Raw genomic sequence first — 18,354 nt, 5'->3', positions numbered from 1 at the left:
GATGATGAGATTAGGTTACGGTGTTCTGCTTATAGTTTTAGGTTTTTCGTGTTTTGACGCAGAAGCGCAAAAACGCACCAAAGAAAACGTATGGGAAATGGAATACCACAATGCGTTAGACAATGGCTTACACGCCCTGAAGGCAGGGAATTACGAAAAAGCCTTCACTTTATTAACAGAGTCCGCCAGTTGGGGAAACAAAACCGCGCAATTTTATCTAGCGGAAATGTACTTCAAAGGGCTACACGTTAAGCAGGACTATCAAATTGGCTGGTTATGGCTAAATGTGGCTCTAGAGCAAAAAACTGCTAAATGGCAGATGTTTTATGACCGTATAGAACGGGCTCTACCAGAAGAGTTCATTCAAGCGATGGAGCCACTCGTTGCAGAGCACATTGCGACCTATGGCGCTGACGCCAAGGATCTTAATTGTCGAAGCCAGTCAGCGACTGGCTCAAATATCCGTGAACGAATCTGTGAGAAACGACTTTACTGATATTCACCAGGTAGCGCTTTTGATCTAAAGCGCTACTTTCAATTACATAAAATGTAGTAGTGTGATTACCAAGGGAACTTGACGGTCTAATTACCAAGCGATTTTGACGTAGTCATACTAGCTGAGTGTGCCTTTGTAGTCCGTTTGAAACAAATTGCGGTCGTTAAAATGCTTCCTCGAAAAGTCGTCATTCTCATGGAAAAGGGAACCTTCAAAACTGTTATCGTAACTTCAAAAAAGAGCTACTCAACATTACAATTGAACGAAACAGATCTCCGCATTCGCGCAGATGACGTTCTTTGAGGAGCGCTTCCGCCCTGAGTCATTTAACACGTGTTTTTATGCCGTCAAAGGTGACGAAATTTTATCTTTCAGCGATTTTAGCTACTTGGCTTCATCGTAAGATTTTTTGTTCTTCCAGCAACTAAATACAATGCGTGTCCATTAATATGCCGAGACTCTTACAGCCGACTGATGGGATTTACTTTTTTCTTTGTTGCTGGCACGTGTGCAACGGTCAGATTTGATTGAATTTAGTTAATCGAACCAGACAGATAAAGTTAAGACTTATTCACATAAAATGATCAGGATGGATGCGTGCGACTAACCATTTTCCATCCTCTCTCACCAAATCTACTCTTCGCAAATCTTCCTGTTTGCTATCATTTAATTTGCCACTAAAAAATAGCGTAATGGTGGCTTTTTCAGAAAATTCTGAACGACCAACACGACTTCGTTCTTCAGGTGTAATCGTAACGGTGTCAAATTTAAGGTTTAGCAGGTGACGCTGTATATTTCGGTTCGTATGGTAACGATTTAAAATTCGAGCCATTTTGGGTGTGCTTAGTGATACTGCCACGTCAATATTAGAATCATGGTAAATGCTGGTCATAAACCTAACTGCGGCATATTCGGGGGTACTATCGTCAAGCATACCGTACTTACCGAGCCCTTCTTCTTTTTCTCCTCCACAGGAGATCAAGAAGAAGAGTGTACCGAAGAGAAAAAACGCGTATTTTTTAAGCATGAATTTAATTAAAAGTGACTAACTTAGTGATAACAGTGTAAGAAAAAACGACCCACTATGCACGAGCAATTCACAAATGCTCACGCACATTCCACCTGCTTCCTTTCGGTATGACGAACCCGACTATTTTGTGGTCGCGTTCTTTTTCTTGATTTGACTTCAGTTTTTTGTTTTATCTCTAGCGGGTCAGAACGCTTGGCCGTTTTCGGCTTCTTGGGTTTCTTCGGTGCCGAGAGTCGTGTTTCAGGAACAGGTTGCTGAGGTTCGAATCCTTTTAGTACCTCTCGTGGCAAAAGAGTTTGAGTCAATGTTTCAATATCTTTAAGCTGCTGCAGTTCATCACTGCTTACAAATGACCAGGCTTGCCCACTGGAACCAGCACGACCGGTACGACCAATGCGATGAACATAATCGGCTGCCGTATTGGGAAGATCTAAATTGACCACAATAGGTAATTCGTTGATGTCTATTCCTCGGGCAGCGATATCGGTAGCCACCAACACGTCAATTTCACCACTTTTAAAATTGGAGAGCGCGCGAGTTCGTGCTCCTTGGCTTTTATTGCCATGAATGGCATCGCTGGGTATGTCAGCTTTGCATAATTTTGTCGCTATCCGATTGGCGCCATGTTTAGTCCGACTAAATACTAATACCTGTTTCCACCCTTGGTTTTTTATCAAACTTATCAAGGCTGTTATTTTGCGGGACTTATCTAAGGTGATCAGGCGTTGTTCGATCTTCTCCACGGTTGAATTAGCAGGTGTGATCGATACTTTTACCGGATCCGCTGTTATGGATTCGGCAAGGAGCGTAATTTCGCTGGAGAAGGTGGCAGAAAACAAAAGGGTTTGACGTTTTTTCGGTAACACTTTGAGAATACGTCGAATGTCATGAATAAAACCCATGTCTAACATTCTGTCTGCTTCATCGAGGACTAAGGTTTCAAGCTGGTCAAATTTTACTGCGTTCTGCTGGTAGAGATCTAGCAGTCTCCCGGGCGTTGCGATGAGTACGTCCACACCCGACCGTAGCTGTTTCATTTGGGGGTTTATTCCCACACCGCCAAATACCACCGCTGTCTTAATCGGCACAAAAGCGCGCAGCGCAGCAACGTTCTCTGCTACTTGCGCGGCCAATTCACGGGTGGGCGTCAAAATTAGTGCTCTGACCTGATTGGACGTCACCCTTTTGTTACTCACTACGAGCTGTTGGAGTAATGGCAGGGTAAAGGCGGCAGTTTTGCCGGTACCGGTCTGCGCGGCTGCGAGTATATCTTTACCCGCTAAAATAGGTGGTATTGCTTTTTCCTGGATAGGTGAGGGGGTTTGATACCCCTGCTTGGCTATGGCGTCCATAAGGGGGGCGATAAGACCCAATGATTCAAATGACATAATTCGTTCCAAATATAAATTGTTTAAGCTATATGAAATAGCTGCGCTGATAGGCTTCCAGATTGGGTAAGGCTTAGAACGGTTAATATCGAAATGTTAATCACTGGCGGGACTTATGACGATCTAGCGGAAACAAGCTTTGCTCAAATTAAATGAGCACCTACAACAAGAAGCTGCATAGTATCAAAAAGTAAACGAACCGGCTATCTTTACTTTCCCGCAGGTTATTCTTTTATTTTCTGATTCCTCTTAGCGATAAATATATGGAGGGGAGGGCCCCTCCTTATGCAAAAATTATTTACTGGACTTCTTCCTGATCAGAAAATGCACCGGCAAATAAGGGGCTGCTTAGATATCGTTCTGTCCCGCTGGCCAGCAGCACGACGACAACTTTGTCCTTATTTTCTGGGCGCTCTGCATAGCGCTTGGCAGCAACCACCGCCGCACCCGAGGAAATACCCGCCAGGATCCCTTCTTCTTTCATTAGCCGGTGAGTCATTTCCATACATTCTTCATTGGTCACTTGTTCGACTTCATCAACCATCTCCAGATCAAGGTTGCCGGGAATGAAACCCGCACCAATACCTTGAATTTTGTGAGGGCCGGGGGTCAGTTCTTCACCCTTTTTCGCTTGGGTAATAACGGGAGAGTCGGCGGGTTCTACGGCAATAGAGGTTATTGCTTTACCTTGCGTATTTTTGATATAGCGACTTACGCCTGTGATGGTGCCGCCAGTACCCACTCCTGCCACGAAGGCATCAACTTTACCTTCAGTATCTTCCCAAATTTCAGGGCCTGTGGTTTTCTCATGGATCTCTGGATTAGCTGGATTATCAAATTGCTGCAGCAGCACGTACTTTTCTGGATCACTTTCCACTATTTCTTGCGCTGCGGCAACTGCTCCTTTCATGCCTTTAGGCGCTTCCGTGAGCACTAAGTTGGCACCTAGTGCTTTTAGCAATTTGCGGCGTTCCAAGCTCATGCTGCTAGGCATTGTCAGGGTGAGCTTATAACCGCGAGAGGCTGCCACAAATGCAAGAGCGATACCTGTGTTACCACTGGTGGGTTCCACGATCTCTTTTCCAGCGGTAAGAATTCCACGTTTTTCGGCATCCCAGATCATGTTTGCGCCAATCCGGCATTTAACACTGAAACTAGGGTTACGCGACTCCATTTTTGCATAAACATTACCTGAAGTTACCCGGTTAAGCTTCACAAGGGGTGTGCGGCCGATCGAAAGTGAATTGTCGTCAAATATTTGCATAGTTAATCCTTAGCTAATTGGGGGATAACGTTTATTTTGCCTTCGCCATAATGACATAGTCTACATCTTATTGGTTTATCCCACTTAACCCTTATATCATTGGTGTCATTTGCTAAAATGCAAAGTGTTTTTTCGCTATATCTTATCGCTATTTCTCATGATAGTGATTTATTTACAATACATAAGGACTCTACATGAATTTTTCCGGTACCGACAATTACATTGCCAGTAAAGAGCTGCGTCTGGCTGTAAATGCTGCTATCACCCTACAAAGACCACTGCTTATAAAAGGTGAGCCGGGTACAGGTAAAACAATGTTAGCTGAAGAACTGGCTAATAGCTTGCAAACTGAACTTATTCAGTGGCACATCAAATCCACTACAAAAGCTCAGCAAGGGCTGTATGAATATGATGCTGTATCACGCCTGCGCGACTCACAACTTGGTGACGAACGGGTTCACGATATAAAAAATTATATTGTTAAGGGGAAGCTGTGGCAGGCATTTGAATCGCAGCAGCGTCCGGTATTACTTATTGATGAGATAGATAAAGCGGATATTGAATTTCCCAATGATCTATTGTTAGAGCTGGATAAGATGGAGTTTTACGTTTATGAAACGCAGCAGCGGATCCAGGCCAAACAGCGACCCATTGTAATTATTACTTCTAACAATGAGAAAGAGCTGCCTGATGCCTTTTTACGCCGATGCTTCTTTCACTATATTCAATTTCCCACACCAGACGAAATGCGTGAAATTGTCGGCGTTCACTTTCCCGACATCAAAAAACGTTTGTTAGATGAAGCGTTAACTGCCTTCTTCGACTTACGTGACGTACCGGGATTAAAGAAAAAGCCGTCCACCTCAGAATTGATTGACTGGTTGAAGCTGCTGGTTGCCGAAGATATCCCACCAGAAGCGTTACATAACAAAGATAAGAAAAACAGTATTCCACCTTTGTATGGTGCGCTGCTTAAAAACGAGCAGGATATCCATTTGTTTGAAAAACTGGCGTTTATGGCGCGTCGCTAATGCTCATTGATTTTTTCTATACCTTAAGAAAATATCGCGTAAAAACCAGCCTGAGAGAATTGCTGGATCTTCTTGCTGCCTTGGACAAACGAGTGGTGTATGCCGACATTGAAGCGTTTTACTATGTAGCCCGCACCATCATGGTAAAAGATGAAACCCAGTATGATCGATTCGACAGAGCGTTTGCAGATTATTTTGACGGTGTGCAAAGCATCGATATCTTTGATAATGACATCCCTGAAGAGTGGCTTCGCAAAGTGTTTGAAAAACAACTTAGCGAGGAAGAAAAGCAGCAAATCAAAGCCTTAGGTGGCCTGGATAAGTTGATGGAAACGCTGAAGCAGCGTTTGGAGGAACAAAAAGAGCGTCATCAGGGCGGCAGCAAATGGATTGGCACCGGCGGCACGTCACCCTTTGGCGCATACGGCTACAATCCCGAAGGAGTGCGTATCGGTCAGGACGGCAACCGCAATTTTTCTGCAGCAAAGGTATGGGATAAGCGCGAGTTTAAAAACCTGTCCAGTGATGTCGAATTAGGTACCCGCAACATTAAAATGGCATTACGCAAACTAAGAAAATTTGCGCGCACGGGGGCAAGCGAAGAACTGGATGTTTCCACTACCATCGGTGAAACGGCCCGTAAAGGCGGTATGCTGGATATCCATATGACCCCAGAACGGCACAACGCAGTTAAGGTGTTATTGTTTTTTGATATTGGTGGTTCAATGGATTCGCATGTCCAGGCCACCCAGGAACTTTTTTCCGCTGTACATTCTGAATTTAAATATCTGGAATACTTCTACTTCCACAACTGTGTGTACGAAGAAGTATGGAAGGATAATCACCGACGGGACGAAGAGCGTATCCCCATTTGGGATATCATTCATCGCTATGGCAGCGATTACAAAGTGATTTTCGTCGGTGATGCGACCATGGGCCCCTATGAAATAACCTATCCGGGGGGCAGTGTAGAACACTGGAATGAAGAGCCTGGCGCAACCTGGATGCAAAGACTGACCCAGCACTTTGAGCGGGTGATCTGGTTAAATCCTCAACCCCAACAATACTGGCCCTATTATCATTCAATCGATATTATCAGTGAACTGGTATCAGGAAAAATGTACCCACTTACCCTTGATGGGCTATCCGAAGGTATCGGCGCGTTAAGTAGATCCCGGTAAAAACACTGCCTTGTCCTGCCAAAAGGGCAGGACTACCGGTATTTTTTCGTGATAACGCTTATTTAGCTGACACCCTTACTGAAATATTAAATATGCAACTATATGGTTGCATATTGTGGTGTGTGTGCTTTACTGATACATACCAGAAGGCTCTTTGATAAGAGGGACGTATGCAACAGAATATTCGGCAAGAGATTATGGTGAATGCGCCTATAGAAAAAGTGTATCAGGCTATTTCAGATCCAGAACAAATCACTCACTGGTTTCCCGATACTGTTGAAGGCCGTTTTGCGGTCGGTGAACAGCCCATTTTAGGTTTTGGTGAGCATGGTAAGTGTCAGATTTATGTGGTGGACGTGAAAGCGCCTGAGTATTTTGCCTTTCGTTGGGTACCCGGCAGTGAATGTTACGTGGGCGATGTGCTAAGTGTACCAACAACTCTGGTGGAGTTTCGCTTAGAACGAGTGAGTGAGGAGACATGTAAAGTAACGTTGCTGGAATCAGGCTTTTCAGATCTGCCGTCAGACATGATAGACGATGCGCTTAAGCAAAATACCAATGGCTGGAATTTTATGCTTGAAAGGTTAGGGAAATACTTTGGTTAACCATGAGCACAGAAGCAGAGATTTATAAAGCGCTTGGCGATCCAACCCGTTTGGAAATCGTTAAACGCCTTTCTAGTAAACGTTCGTGCGCTATCGGTGAATTATGCAAAGACTTAGGGATCTCCAGACAAGGCGCCCGAAAGCAATTGCAGATATTGGTTAATGCAAACATTGCTTCACTCAAATGTGTGGGCAGGGAAACAAAGGTCGCATTAGATATCACCTCACTTCAGCAGGCGCAGCGTTTCATCGCACAGCTAGAAAAAGAATGGGAAAGCAGGTTGCTCGCACTTAAAAACTACGTGGAATCAGATAAGTGATAGTGCAGTAATAACAACCGCGTTCACACACGGTAGCGTAAGTAAAGAAAGGAATCACAACAACTACTCAATCACTTGCTTGTTTTTTTCCAAACATGAATTCTAGTGGAATGTGTAACCGTTTTGCCCACGCATTTTCGCTATGGTCTTCTCCTGGGAAGTACTGGCTTTGCCAAAGTTTTGCGGGATATTTTTGCCTGATAAATAGCGTGTCAATTTCCTTTTGTAAAGGCGGATACATGGCATCCAACGTGCCGTTGCCGTAATCAAAATACACTTTTTGGTTACTCAACTTAGAAATGTTGTTGGCTATATACTTCTTAAATTCAGCAAATACTTCACTATCTTCTTCAAAAACACCAGGCCAGTGGGTTGACATGCAAATAGCGCCGGCAAACGCGTCTGGATAATTGAGTAGCGTGTACCATGAAATAAGCCCGCCCATACTGGAGCCTGCAATGTAACGGTGCTGTGCGCCTTTGTTTGCGTTGTAGTGCGATTCAATGAACGGGATAACCTCCTGCACCAAAAAACGCGAGTAGTTATCTGAAAATACTTTAGAAGTAAATAGCTTATGGCCCGGGTATCTTTCAAGTTGATATAAAGCTTGTTGTTTTTGTTTGTTCAGGTTTTCAAAAGGCTGTTGTGGATAGTACTCGCTATGACGGTTTTCCACTGCGTTGGGAATACCTACCACAATAAACGGGCGTACTTTTTCTTGCTCTATCAGGGCTCCGGCGACTTCATCTACGCGCCATTCCTGCTTGTTCCATGTGGTGTTGCCGTCAAACAACATGCGACCATCATGCATGTAGAGTACATCATAGTTATTGTTTTCACTGTATCCCGGCGGTAGCCAGACATATAAAAAACGATCTTCTACATACTCAGACGTAAAATTTTCGATTGTCTCAATATGGCCTTTACTGACCTCTACATTAGGAGTGCTAGCATAACTGGTATGCAAACCATGTAGCGATAAGCCAAACAGTAAAGCAACTAATTTCATGGTGGTACCAGGTACGAAAAGAGTACAGATAAAATAAATTATCATTTTTTACAAAATGAAAATATTATTTCCTCATATTTTCCCTCTCTGCCTCACGGTCCGTTTAAGCGTTTTTCGATAAACGTAAAGTCATAAGATAAGTGTAGGAAGTTATGGTTTAAGGGCAGCTAGATAGCCTAATGAGGTTGGGGCCTGCGCCACATTGACGCGTTTCTGCTGTTAACAAAATAGTCAGGCAAAATCATCGCTGGGTTAGCTTCAATTCCTTTACTACTTCTTGTGATAACTGCAACACCTTAACCCATCACTTCTCCTTCTTGCTATATTGTCGACAATATAATGTAAATTTCTACTTTAAATATGGTATCTAAAAGAAATTGCGTTATTTTGTCGACATTGAATGGGCTATGGAGAAGAATATTGAATTTTTATGATGTTGCAGGGACAGTAAACACGGCGTTTATATTAGTGAGTTTATATGGGGTATTCTCACAGTTGAAAAAAATAGGGAGAAGAAAACGCACTAGTGACAATAGCGTTCGTCCTACCGCGCTTTTATCGATAAACCAGATAACGGTCAGTTATCTTGCCTATTTATCCTTTTTCATTTACGGCTACTCAATTGAGCCATTTAATCACTATATAGTTTGGCCTCGATTGATAGCGGCTTTACTAGTACTACAAATCATTAAAGAAATTTTGATAGACAGAAAATCATTAACTGCAATCACAAGTTTTTCCTTCGCCGCTGGTAGCCTCGTTCTGGCAGTTGTAGGCCTGTTTTATGGAGAAACGATTGCTGATGAAGGGAAGGTTATATCTACCTCGATCATATTTGTAGTTTCAGTTTTAATTGCGCAAGGCTATTTTCATCAAATAAGACTTATTATTAAATCCGGCCAAACAGGGGCGGTCGATCTTAAAATGAGTCAATTCATACTTATGATGGATATTTCTACTATTGTATTCGCATTGAGCATGGGATTAAAAGAGGGGTGGCCGCTATTGGTGCTAGCGATTACAAGCGGTGTCACAAAACTAATTATAATGTATCTTTTTAAATGGGTTGCAACGAGTCCGCTAGCAGAAAAGCGTAGAATCTCTGAACTGGCTTGAAGTGAATGATATCAACCAATAGTAAAACTTAAAGAACAATATGACTATAGGCGGTGCTGAAACTAGGAAGAACAGCATTCGCGGTTATTTACTAAGCGTGTACGTCACAGTTTTACCATTGATTCAGGTAAAGAGGTGATCCCTGTGATGGAATATTGCTAATCTACTAAAACAAACACTTAACTCAGAGAAATCATGTTTCAGGAACTTGCACTGGGCGGTATGCTGTTCAGCCCGTTGTTACTGATGATGCCACTGGCATTTTTGATGTCAGTGATTACCCGTATCGTTATATATCAAACTGGGGTTTACCGCCAATTATGGAAGCCCGCCTGGGTGGAAGTGTCACTCTATATTTGCTATCTGGCAGTTGTCGTTTGGTTAGGGAGTTAGCACACCGATGAAACTTATATTGCGCATATTCATTACATTGCTGGTCGTTGCCCTAGCTATATTCTCAGGTCGCTGGGTATGGGAGCACTACCTATATTCACCATGGACCCGAGATGGCCGTGTAAGGGCGGAAGTTATCACTATCGCGCCTGATGTGTCGGGCTGGGTGACAGAAATATCAATTAAGGATAACCAGCGGGTTAAAGCAGGTGAAACCCTGTTTGTGGTCGATGAGACCCGCTATCAGGCTGCGATTGAAGAATTTAAAGCAATGGTTGCAAATAAAAAGTACGCGTGGGAATTGGCGGAGCACGAGTACGAGCGGCGTAAAAAATTGAACGGTGAAGATGGTTTCAGTGAAGAAAGTCGCGAGGCGAAGCGTATTAGCGCGCAACTTGCCAGAACTGATTATGAATTAGCCAAGGCGCAACTCGAGACAGCCAGAATCAACCTGGCCCGCACCCGAATTGAAGCCCCTGCTGATGGTACAGTGATCAATTTAGGCCTCAGACAAGGTAATTACGTTGAAAAAGGGGAAGCAGTAATTTCCCTTGTTCAGGCAGGCTCATTTTACGTTACCGGATACTTTGAAGAAACCAAGCTGCCATTAATCGAAGTAGGGCAGCAGGCAACCATCAAATTAATGAGTGGAGGCGAACCGCTTTCCGGCACCGTGGCGAGTATTGGTGATGCCATCGCGAACACCAACACAACCAAAGATGATCAGCTGTTGCCGCAGGTTCAGCAAACCTTTAACTGGGTCAGACTAGCGCAACGAATTCCAGTGGATATAAAACTCGATCCGGTAAAGGTGGAGCGTAAGCTGGTAGCTGGGATGACAGTGTCAGTTCATCTGGAAGTCGCAGCACAGTGACACTTTCCCCACTTCAGGCAACCTATCTGACACCTGACAGGGCCACACTGACGTTTGCCTTGAAAGGGGTCATTGCGATGGCACTCGCGCTGTACATCGCCATGTTTTTGAATCTGGAACACCCTTACTGGGCCATGGTATCGGCGGTGTTTCTGCAAACCCGTCCGGAAAGCGGCATGGTGCTTGAAAAAGCGCTGTGTCAGATTGGCGGTACATTAATCGGCGGGGTGGTTGGCCTGGTTATACTACAACACTTCCATGCCAGCCCTCTTCCCGCTTTGTCGTCGCTGGCGCTATGGGTTGGTATTAACTCAACCCTGTCATCCATGGTGCGTCGGGTTAATTTTATCTACCTTTTTGCCATGGCCTGCGTCACCCCATGTATTATTATCTTATTGGTTATGGCGCAGCCAGAAACGGTTACAAGCGCGGCTATTTTTCAGATTGCTCAGGCCCGCACCAGCGAAATCATTGTCGGCGCGTTATGTGCCATGCTGGTAAGTTTTTTGTTATGGCCAAGGCGCGTCCTTGATGGTCTGTTCACACAGGCGCAGACCGTTATTAATCAGACCATGGAGTATTTGTCGCTGGAACTTGACCCGGCGGGTTCTCACGAAGCCAGACATGAGCGGATTGATAAAATTCTCGAAACATTGGCAATGCTCAACGATGATGCCAGCGCAGTGGTTTACGAGGGACCTGACGGGCCGGGGCGATCGCGAGCGGCCATCGTTATATCAAATCGTGTGTTATCGCTGGTGGCCACCATTCAGATTTTTGGGCGGCTTCAACGTAACAATCCTGAGCTGGTAACCGGTGTGTTAGCAGAACTTATCGACGGCTTGCGTGAAGCTTTTACCACCATATCGGAGTCTGAGGATTTCGAACGCTGCTACAACACAGCGCAGGCCCAGCGCAGAAAATTACTAAAATTTGTCAATGAAACTACCGACGTGCCGCCATTAGAACTCAGATTATTACGCGCCGCGCAGGAAATGGTATCTGATTTAGTGGTTGTGCTACGTGCATTTAATGCGATGAAGCAGGGAAAGGACTCATTACTTAAAGCGTCGAGTCAGTTGCCCTACCGCGATCCCCTAATCGGCCTGACCACAGGTTTTCGCTCGTTTCTGGTTTTCAGTATCGGTGCCTTGCTTTGGACAGGAACCGGTTCACCCGCAGCGATTATGCTGATGATACTGCCTGTTATCTATTCCATTATGTTCGCACGGTTGCCTCCCGAAGGGGTGAGAGAAGCCTTGTGGAAAGTGCTGATTGGTGTGTTCATCGCTATTCCCGTAGCGATCTTTTTTGCGCTGGGATTACTGGCACAAAGCAGCGGTGATTTTGAAATGCTTATTCTGGTGCTGGCCGGGCCATTTTTTCTAGGTCTGATGGCCATCTCTAAGCAGGAGTCGCTGCCGTACGGGATAGGTTTTTGCATTCCTTTTGCGGTACTTGTAAGGCCAGGAAATGATATGTCGTCATCATTTCAAGTCGATTTTACGCTGAGTAACGCTTTCGCCATCGTTGTTGGCGTAACGGTGTTGTACTGGGTATTCAAATTGTTTACGGGGCCGGGAGTGTCGCGCGTTCAGTGGCGGCTGCTCAATGCTATGCGTCGTGATATCAGACGAGTTGGGCGCCACCGTTCAGCTAAAGACTGGTTTAATGCCCGTATGGGGGATCGTTTATTACGCATTGCAAATTATGAAAAAGGCGTAAAAAGTGAAAAACGGGTGGTGACCGACCTGGGGCTCACTGCACTCAATCTGGGCCATTCATCACTGCGGCTGCGCGCGCTAATACGCGGAGCCATAGATGATGAGATGTTGCCATTACTAGATAACTGGCAGGAAGCTCTGGCCACAGCCTTCTATAACGCCGCAAAGGGGCAGACTTCACCCGCATTTGAATCCGCATGTGTAAAAGTGTTGGAGGAACTAGGTACCGACGAAAATGCAGCACAGTATCTGCCTTTAATCGAAGGAATGTTTGCGCGTATGACTATCACCTTTGAACGTACTGCTAAAATGGTAGTGGATGCTCGTGACAAATAAGGCTAGCAAACAACCTAATGCATAAAATGCGGTCAACACTCCATGGGGTTTTTCCATCACTGATCTGGTTTGATTTATTGCACTGCAACGCTAATTAGTTGAAAATAAAAACAAACTAAAAAGATAAACCATTTCACCATGACCGAGCTCATCACTGATTCGATTAAGGGTAACGATTTACCAGAAAACCCCACCTCATCGGAAACCAGAGAGATTGTGACCCCCTTCGCGTTTCAGGTATCCGTTGAGTTGTTAGGTAAGCCTTTAGCAACTCCATTAAAAAGGTGTCTGGCGATATTAGTTGATCTTTTTCTGATATCGGTCGTGAGCTTAGCCAGTGCGCTGGTGTTAGCTTTTTTTGCGGCCATCACGTTTGTACGCGCGGGCAGCCATTTAGCTGATCGGCCAAAACGCGGTGTAGCGCGCAAATGTCTACGATTAGGTGCGGCTTTCCTGTTATTTGTCACTATCTTCGGTGTTGTAGAGGCGATTGATGACGATTTCTCAGGGTCGGCGTCCTCATCATCTAAAGAAGTAAGTCAACAGCTCGCTACGGGCATTGGGTTAATCGCACTAGAACAGTGCGGTTCAGACGTGGTCTGCCATAACGAACTGGCGCTTGAGTTATCTCCAGAATTGGCAAGTACGGGTATGACTCGAACCAGCGCAGAACAGCTGATTCAAAATCGATTGGCAGATAAAGGATTGACTGCTTTGGAAAAAGAGGAAGTCATTACTCACTATTTAAAGGCTTACGGCTCTGAAAAGGAAACGAAGAAAGTTACAATGTCTGTGGACTTTTCCCCCTCAGAGGTAACTGATGAAAAGGCTACAGAAAGTGAAAACTATAGTGTCATCAAATGGATCAAAGGGATAGCTGCCGACCTCGGGCTAGGCTTTGGCTGGGCGGCGTTGTATTTTAGCGTGTTCACCGCTTGGTGGGGCGGGGTTACACCGGGTAAGAAATTGTGTGGTTTGCGGGTAGTGAAGCTGGATAACAGTTCTCTGACACTGTGGGAGAGTTTTGGTCGCTATGGTGGCTACGGCGCCGGTCTCGCGACCGGATTATTAGGGTTTCTTCAAATTTATTGGGATCCCAATCGTCAGGCCATTCAGGATAAAATTTCCGAGACACTGGTGATTGATATACGCCGTCAGGTAAGAGCTAACGCATCGAGCCAGGTGTAATACTCACCAGTACTGGTTCAATTTCATCAACTCAACCCTCGTGAGCGAAACGTTTGTTCTGTAAGTCGAGAATGTGTAGTGTTGAGCGCGTTAGAAGGCATTAGGCTAGCTTCTTATAAGGGGCTGACTAATAAAAAAAGGGTAATGGGAAAAGCTCGGATGCCAATTGTGTTTACAAAGTTCATCCTCATATCCACTAAATGAAAACCGATTTTAAAAGTTACTCGATACAAAGGGCGGTGCTGCTTAGTATATTCGCAGTAAGTGTACTTTGGGTGATCCAGTCGGCGGGTGTTTTGTTCGAGCTGCCCTTGCAATCGTTGGGTGTCAGACCTTTTGACGTTGAGGGTGTGTGGAAAATTCTGACCGCACCATTAGTTCATGGTTCTTATGAACACCTGTTCAATAATACATTGCCTTTGCTGGTGTTAGGGAGTGCGTTACTCTACGGGTACCCGCGTACCAGGTGGTGGGCGCTAGTCATCACATGGCTGGTTTCTGGATCAGGGATCTTTCTATTTGGCCGAGACTCGGTTCATTTTGGCGCTAGTGGAATCAGCCACGGACTATTCTTCTATTTATTTGTGGTTTCAATATTACGCAGAGATGCCCGTTCAGTGGGTCTGATGATGATTGCCTTTTTCATGTATGGCGGCATGATAATGACAATCTTCCCCCGCGAACCAGGAATCTCATACGAGGCGCATTTTTTTGGTGCGGTGGGAGGAGCTATCGCTGCCGTAATGTTTTGGCGGAACGATCCCAAACCTTTAGTAAAAAAGTATCCTTGGGAAGAGCAGGATAGTGATGATCCAGTGATTGGTGACTTATGGAAACAGCAGCACTCTTCTAAACATGATCAAGATTGAAGGCGCGCTCGCCTGATGCATATTGCTTCTGGATGTATAAAACCCGCGCCCCTAGCATAATCGCTGCGCTACTTAGACCGACAATAAATCCAATCCAGAATCCCGCTGCTGACATGGGTTGCGGGGTCAACCAACTCGTTCGAGCAAGCACGATCCCCACTGGTAACCCGATAACCCAATAAGCACAAAAAGTAATGTAAAACATAGCAGTAGTATCTTTGTATCCGCGTAGAGCATTGGCAGAAATTACCTGTATTGCGTCTGAAAATTGAAACAGAGCTGCATAAATCAGCAAAGAATTAGCGATAACAAATACCTGTTCATCGGTGGTGTACAGCCCAATGATGAATGATTTGGCAAACACGGTGAGTGATGCAGTGGCAAAGGCCACACTTAGACCAACCGTTAAGGCGCTTTTCACAACCGTACGGGCTTGTTCAACTCGATGTTGGCCCATGCGATAACTGATCCGGATTGCTACAGCCATACCCATGCTCAACGGAAACATGAACATGAGAGAAGAAAAATTCAATGCCACTTGGTGAGCGGCAATAGTCGTTGCACCGAAAGGGGTAAGCAACAATGCCACCACCGCGAATAATGTCACTTCGAACAAAAGTGTCATGGCAATGGGTAGGCCCAGTTTAAAGATCCGTTTCAATGCCCGGCTATCAGGTTTGTAAAATTTTGCGAACAAACTATATTTTTTAATTTTCGGTGCAAAAACGGTATAAATGTATGTGGCGAAAAGCATGGCATAGAATACCAGGGCAGTAGCGACACCACAGCCTGCACCGCCCATTTCTGGAAACGGCCCGACACCATAAATGAACAGGTAATTTGCAATAATATTAACCATTAAACCAATGACAGTTATTAACATGGTAGGTTTTGTGCTGCCCAGCCCTTCACAGTAATTTCGTAACCACTGGTATAATCCAAACGCCGGCAGGGCTAATATAACGTAGCGGGTGTACTCGATGGTAATGGCAAAAAGTGCCGGCTCCATAGGAAATATACTCACTATTTTATCGGCAACCGGGTAGAGCAGTAACATCGGTAAACTGACCAAAATGAGTGAGTAAGCTGATTGTTGGGTTATATGGGGGATATCATGAAATGCGCGTTTGCCTTGTAAGCGCGAAATAAAAGGAGGAAGAGCAAAGGCGATCCCTTGTAAAAAACACAGTAGTGGTATCGTAATGCTAAAACCCAGTGCGACAGCGGCCATATCCACTGCACCGTAGCGTCCAGCCATAATAGTGTCACTCACGCCCATTAACATCTGCGTTATTTGCGCAATCAACAGGGGCCAGGCAAGGTGGATCAGGCGTTTGCTTTCAAGTGCAAACCGTCTTGTGACTAAAACCATGGATAGCTGCTCACATGTGATAAAAAGGTTTAATTTCGATATACGTACTTGCGCCTATTTCCCTTGCAGTTCCCGTAGCGGTTTCCTCACTGTAACGTAATCATTATTCCCATCCGAATGAATACAGCTTGAATTGCCATGCATGAAAACACTATCCCCATTCGATTCATTGGTGGTGGACGTTATGGATGGGGCTACCATTCGATTAGTAGCATAAACAAATGGTATATATGCTGTTCAAGTTAACGACTCTGTCTTACCTAGTATTCTAGCCCACACATGAAGCTACGCGAATAATAAGGATGTTGAACGTTGCATGGCAACAACTCCTTGAAATGCCTTGCAAAATGAAATTATCTCGCAATTTTTCACATGGGTAAACGATAAACTAAAGATTATTCGCTATCCTGGTTGCTGATCCAAATGGTTTGATAAGGTTGCAGGGTCATAAAGGCATTGACATCGTGGATGACTTCTCTGGAAATGAGTTCCAACCAATGGTCGGTTCCCACCAGGTTTATATCTGATAGTAAAATCGACTGCGCTTCGTCCGAGATATTGCTTATACAAAAAACGCTTTGTTTCCGATCCAGGCTTTGTCGCCAAAAACCAAAGATTTGATCGCCCATCTGCAAGGTATACTGAGATGCATTGGGATGAAATGCATCTTGGGTTTTACGAATGCGGATAAGCTGGGAAACACGGGTTAATACTTTGTGGTGTTGCGAGTAAGGAGAATCAAGTAACGCTTCCAGTTCTGGCAACGACCAGCGCTTACGATTAATAGACCTGTTTTGGCCAGTATTGGCTACTTTGTCATAATCGTTAGACGTACCTAATAAGCTATGGATATAGATACCTGGAATACCTTCCATCGCCAACATAATTGCATGAGCACAAATAAATCGTTCAATCTGCCACTTGTCTGGCCCCTTTGTTGTTCCCTGTAGCGCATCAAACAAAGTGATATTTATTTCATAAGGCTTTTGTTGACCATGCGCTGAAGCTCGCCAAGAAATTTTTCCACCGAAATTTTGCATAGTATGCACTAGCTCTGAGATTTCATCCTCATCCAGTAATCCTTCGGCCGGACGTAACCCAATCCCGTCATGCGAAGCGATGAAGTTAAAATAAGTCGTGCCGTGTTGGGCTGGCGGCATACTCATGATCCAGCTTTTCAAATAACGACAGCTTCCAGTTACAAGCGTATTGACCAGTAACGGTGGTAACGAGAAGTTATAAATTGCATGGGCTTCATTTGCGTTACCGAAATAGGTGAGATTTTCACGATTAGGAATATTTGTTTCAGTGATCAGCATTATGCTGGGATCAATATGTTCAATTAGTGTGCGAATTAATCTGATCACTTCGTGGGTCTGGATTAAATTGATGCAGGTGGTTCCTACAATTTTCCATAAAAAAGCCACCGCATCGAGGCGAAAAATCTTTGAACCTTTTTCGATATACAAGCGGATTATATCGATAAATGCTAACAGCACTTGTGGGTTTCTAAAGTCAAAATCAACCTGGTCATGGCTAAAGGTGCACCATACGTAACGTGTTCCATTAGCTGTCTGTGTTTCTCGTAACAAAGGCGACACGCGGGGACGGGTGACCATTGAAAGATCATCATCAGGCGACGCGGTAAAGAAAAAATCGTGACCCGCGCCTTCACCTTTGATGAAATTTTCAAACCACACACTGCGCGCAGAACAATGATTTATAACTAAATCGACCATCAAGCCGTAGTCTTTGGCTATTTGCGAGACTTCCGCCCAGTCCCCTAACGATTCATTTACACTGGAATAGTCGATAACTGAAAAACCATCATCAGAACTGAAAGGGAAAAAAGGCAAAATGTGGACATTATTGATCGTGGTTTTACAGTACTTATTCAGGAAGTTGTATAGGGTCGTGAGTGGTAGCTCTCCCTCATTGATCACACTGTCACCGTACGTGATCATGATAATATCTTGCTCATCCCAGTAATTCACATAGGGACCGGGCATGACGATATCTTCTTCCCGTTTTATGCCTATGGTTTCGATAAGTTGGGAAGCCAACTTACCGATAGGCATATCCAACGGCACATCTGCATAAATCGCATCCAGATGGTGCATGACTTTTTCATGAAGAATGGTCCAGTTGGTGGTCATAA

At 44.7% G+C, this 18,354-nt stretch carries 17 protein-coding genes; 11 read left to right on the top strand and 6 right to left on the bottom strand.

All coding sequences use genetic code 11. From position 1 onward, the window contains the following. The first annotated feature begins 4 nt into the window (after window positions 1-4). Complete coding sequence (locus OPS25_RS06580; RefSeq protein ID WP_265616853.1) at window positions 5-496, top strand: SEL1-like repeat protein; 492 nt, start codon at window positions 5-7, stop codon at window positions 494-496. Between the two features lie 571 nt (window positions 497-1,067). Here OPS25_RS06580 and OPS25_RS06575 read toward each other — a convergent pair. The 3 genes from OPS25_RS06575 to cysK all read right to left on the bottom strand — a co-directional run bounded on the left by OPS25_RS06575 (window position 1,068) and on the right by cysK (window position 4,178). Next, window positions 1,068-1,523 (bottom strand): nuclear transport factor 2 family protein, encoded by a 456-nt coding sequence (locus OPS25_RS06575; RefSeq protein ID WP_265616852.1) that lies wholly within the window; start codon window positions 1,521-1,523, stop codon window positions 1,068-1,070. An 80-nt stretch (window positions 1,524-1,603) separates the two neighbouring features. Beyond that, window positions 1,604-2,914 (bottom strand): DEAD/DEAH box helicase, encoded by a 1,311-nt coding sequence (locus tag OPS25_RS06570; RefSeq protein WP_265616851.1) that lies wholly within the window; start codon window positions 2,912-2,914, stop codon window positions 1,604-1,606. 298 nt (window positions 2,915-3,212) lie between these two features. Then, a complete protein-coding gene (gene cysK, locus OPS25_RS06565; RefSeq protein WP_265616850.1) occupies window positions 3,213-4,178 on the bottom strand; it encodes a cysteine synthase A in 966 nt (321 codons plus the stop codon). A gap of 194 nt (window positions 4,179-4,372) precedes the next feature. Between cysK and OPS25_RS06560 the strand changes: the two genes are divergently transcribed. The 4 genes from OPS25_RS06560 (at window position 4,373) to OPS25_RS06545 (ending at window position 7,315) form a co-directional block, all read left to right on the top strand. Continuing rightward, window positions 4,373-5,209 (top strand): AAA family ATPase, encoded by an 837-nt coding sequence (locus tag OPS25_RS06560; RefSeq protein WP_265616849.1) that lies wholly within the window; start codon window positions 4,373-4,375, stop codon window positions 5,207-5,209. Then, complete coding sequence (locus OPS25_RS06555) at window positions 5,209-6,390, top strand: vWA domain-containing protein (protein ID WP_265616847.1); 1,182 nt, start codon at window positions 5,209-5,211, stop codon at window positions 6,388-6,390. Before OPS25_RS06560 ends, OPS25_RS06555 begins: the two co-directional genes overlap by 1 nt. 170 nt (window positions 6,391-6,560) lie before the next feature. Next, entirely contained in the window at window positions 6,561-6,995 is a 435-nt protein-coding gene (locus OPS25_RS06550) for an SRPBCC family protein (RefSeq protein WP_265616846.1), read from the top strand. Window positions 6,996-6,997: 2 nt separating this feature from the next. Beyond that, entirely contained in the window at window positions 6,998-7,315 is a 318-nt protein-coding gene (locus OPS25_RS06545; RefSeq protein WP_265616845.1) for an ArsR/SmtB family transcription factor, read from the top strand. 67 nt (window positions 7,316-7,382) lie between these two features. Here the strand turns inward: OPS25_RS06545 and OPS25_RS06540 are convergent, their stop codons facing one another. Beyond that, a complete protein-coding gene (locus OPS25_RS06540) occupies window positions 7,383-8,324 on the bottom strand; it encodes an alpha/beta hydrolase (protein WP_265616844.1) in 942 nt (313 codons plus the stop codon). A gap of 420 nt (window positions 8,325-8,744) precedes the next feature. Here OPS25_RS06540 and OPS25_RS06535 point away from each other — a divergent pair, with 420 nt between their 5' ends. The 6 genes from OPS25_RS06535 (at window position 8,745) to OPS25_RS06510 (ending at window position 14,824) form a co-directional block, all read left to right on the top strand. Beyond that, the gene (locus OPS25_RS06535; protein WP_265616843.1) at window positions 8,745-9,440 is read left to right on the top strand and encodes a hypothetical protein; all 696 of its coding nucleotides are present in this window, start codon (window positions 8,745-8,747) and stop codon (window positions 9,438-9,440) included. A 195-nt stretch (window positions 9,441-9,635) separates the two neighbouring features. Next, entirely contained in the window at window positions 9,636-9,833 is a 198-nt protein-coding gene (locus OPS25_RS06530; protein ID WP_265616842.1) for a DUF1656 domain-containing protein, read from the top strand. Window positions 9,834-9,840: 7 nt separating this feature from the next. Then, window positions 9,841-10,707 (top strand): efflux RND transporter periplasmic adaptor subunit, encoded by an 867-nt coding sequence (locus tag OPS25_RS06525; RefSeq protein ID WP_265616841.1) that lies wholly within the window; start codon window positions 9,841-9,843, stop codon window positions 10,705-10,707. After that, entirely contained in the window at window positions 10,704-12,767 is a 2,064-nt protein-coding gene (locus OPS25_RS06520) for an FUSC family protein (protein WP_265616840.1), read from the top strand. The genes OPS25_RS06525 and OPS25_RS06520 overlap by 4 nt, the downstream gene beginning before the upstream one ends. A 138-nt stretch (window positions 12,768-12,905) precedes the next feature. Then, window positions 12,906-13,955, top strand: coding sequence for an RDD family protein (locus tag OPS25_RS06515; protein ID WP_265616839.1), 1,050 nt, complete (start codon window positions 12,906-12,908; stop codon window positions 13,953-13,955). Window positions 13,956-14,155: 200 nt separating this feature from the next. Further along, window positions 14,156-14,824 carry a rhomboid family intramembrane serine protease gene (locus OPS25_RS06510; protein ID WP_265616838.1) on the top strand — a complete coding sequence of 223 codons (669 nt, stop codon included), beginning with the start codon at window positions 14,156-14,158 and terminating at the stop codon, window positions 14,822-14,824. Here OPS25_RS06510 and OPS25_RS06505 read toward each other — a convergent pair. Both OPS25_RS06505 and OPS25_RS06500 read right to left on the bottom strand, forming a co-directional pair. Further along, window positions 14,805-16,196 carry an MATE family efflux transporter gene (locus tag OPS25_RS06505; RefSeq protein ID WP_265616837.1) on the bottom strand — a complete coding sequence of 464 codons (1,392 nt, stop codon included), beginning with the start codon at window positions 16,194-16,196 and terminating at the stop codon, window positions 14,805-14,807. The two genes, OPS25_RS06510 and OPS25_RS06505, sit on opposite strands and share 20 nt — an antisense overlap. Before the next feature lie 395 nt (window positions 16,197-16,591). Continuing rightward, on the bottom strand, window positions 16,592-18,352 hold the full coding sequence (locus OPS25_RS06500) for a sugar phosphorylase (RefSeq protein ID WP_265616836.1): 1,761 nt from the start codon (window positions 18,350-18,352) through the stop codon (window positions 16,592-16,594). Between the last annotated feature and the right edge of the window lie 2 nt (window positions 18,353-18,354).

Origin of the sequence: Alteromonas aquimaris, assembly GCF_026183695.1 — a bacterium.
Taxonomy (GTDB): Bacteria; Pseudomonadota; Gammaproteobacteria; order Enterobacterales; family Alteromonadaceae; genus Alteromonas; species Alteromonas aquimaris.
Note: the sequence above shows the minus strand (reverse complement) of the source record. Positions and strands in the feature narration are given on the sequence as shown.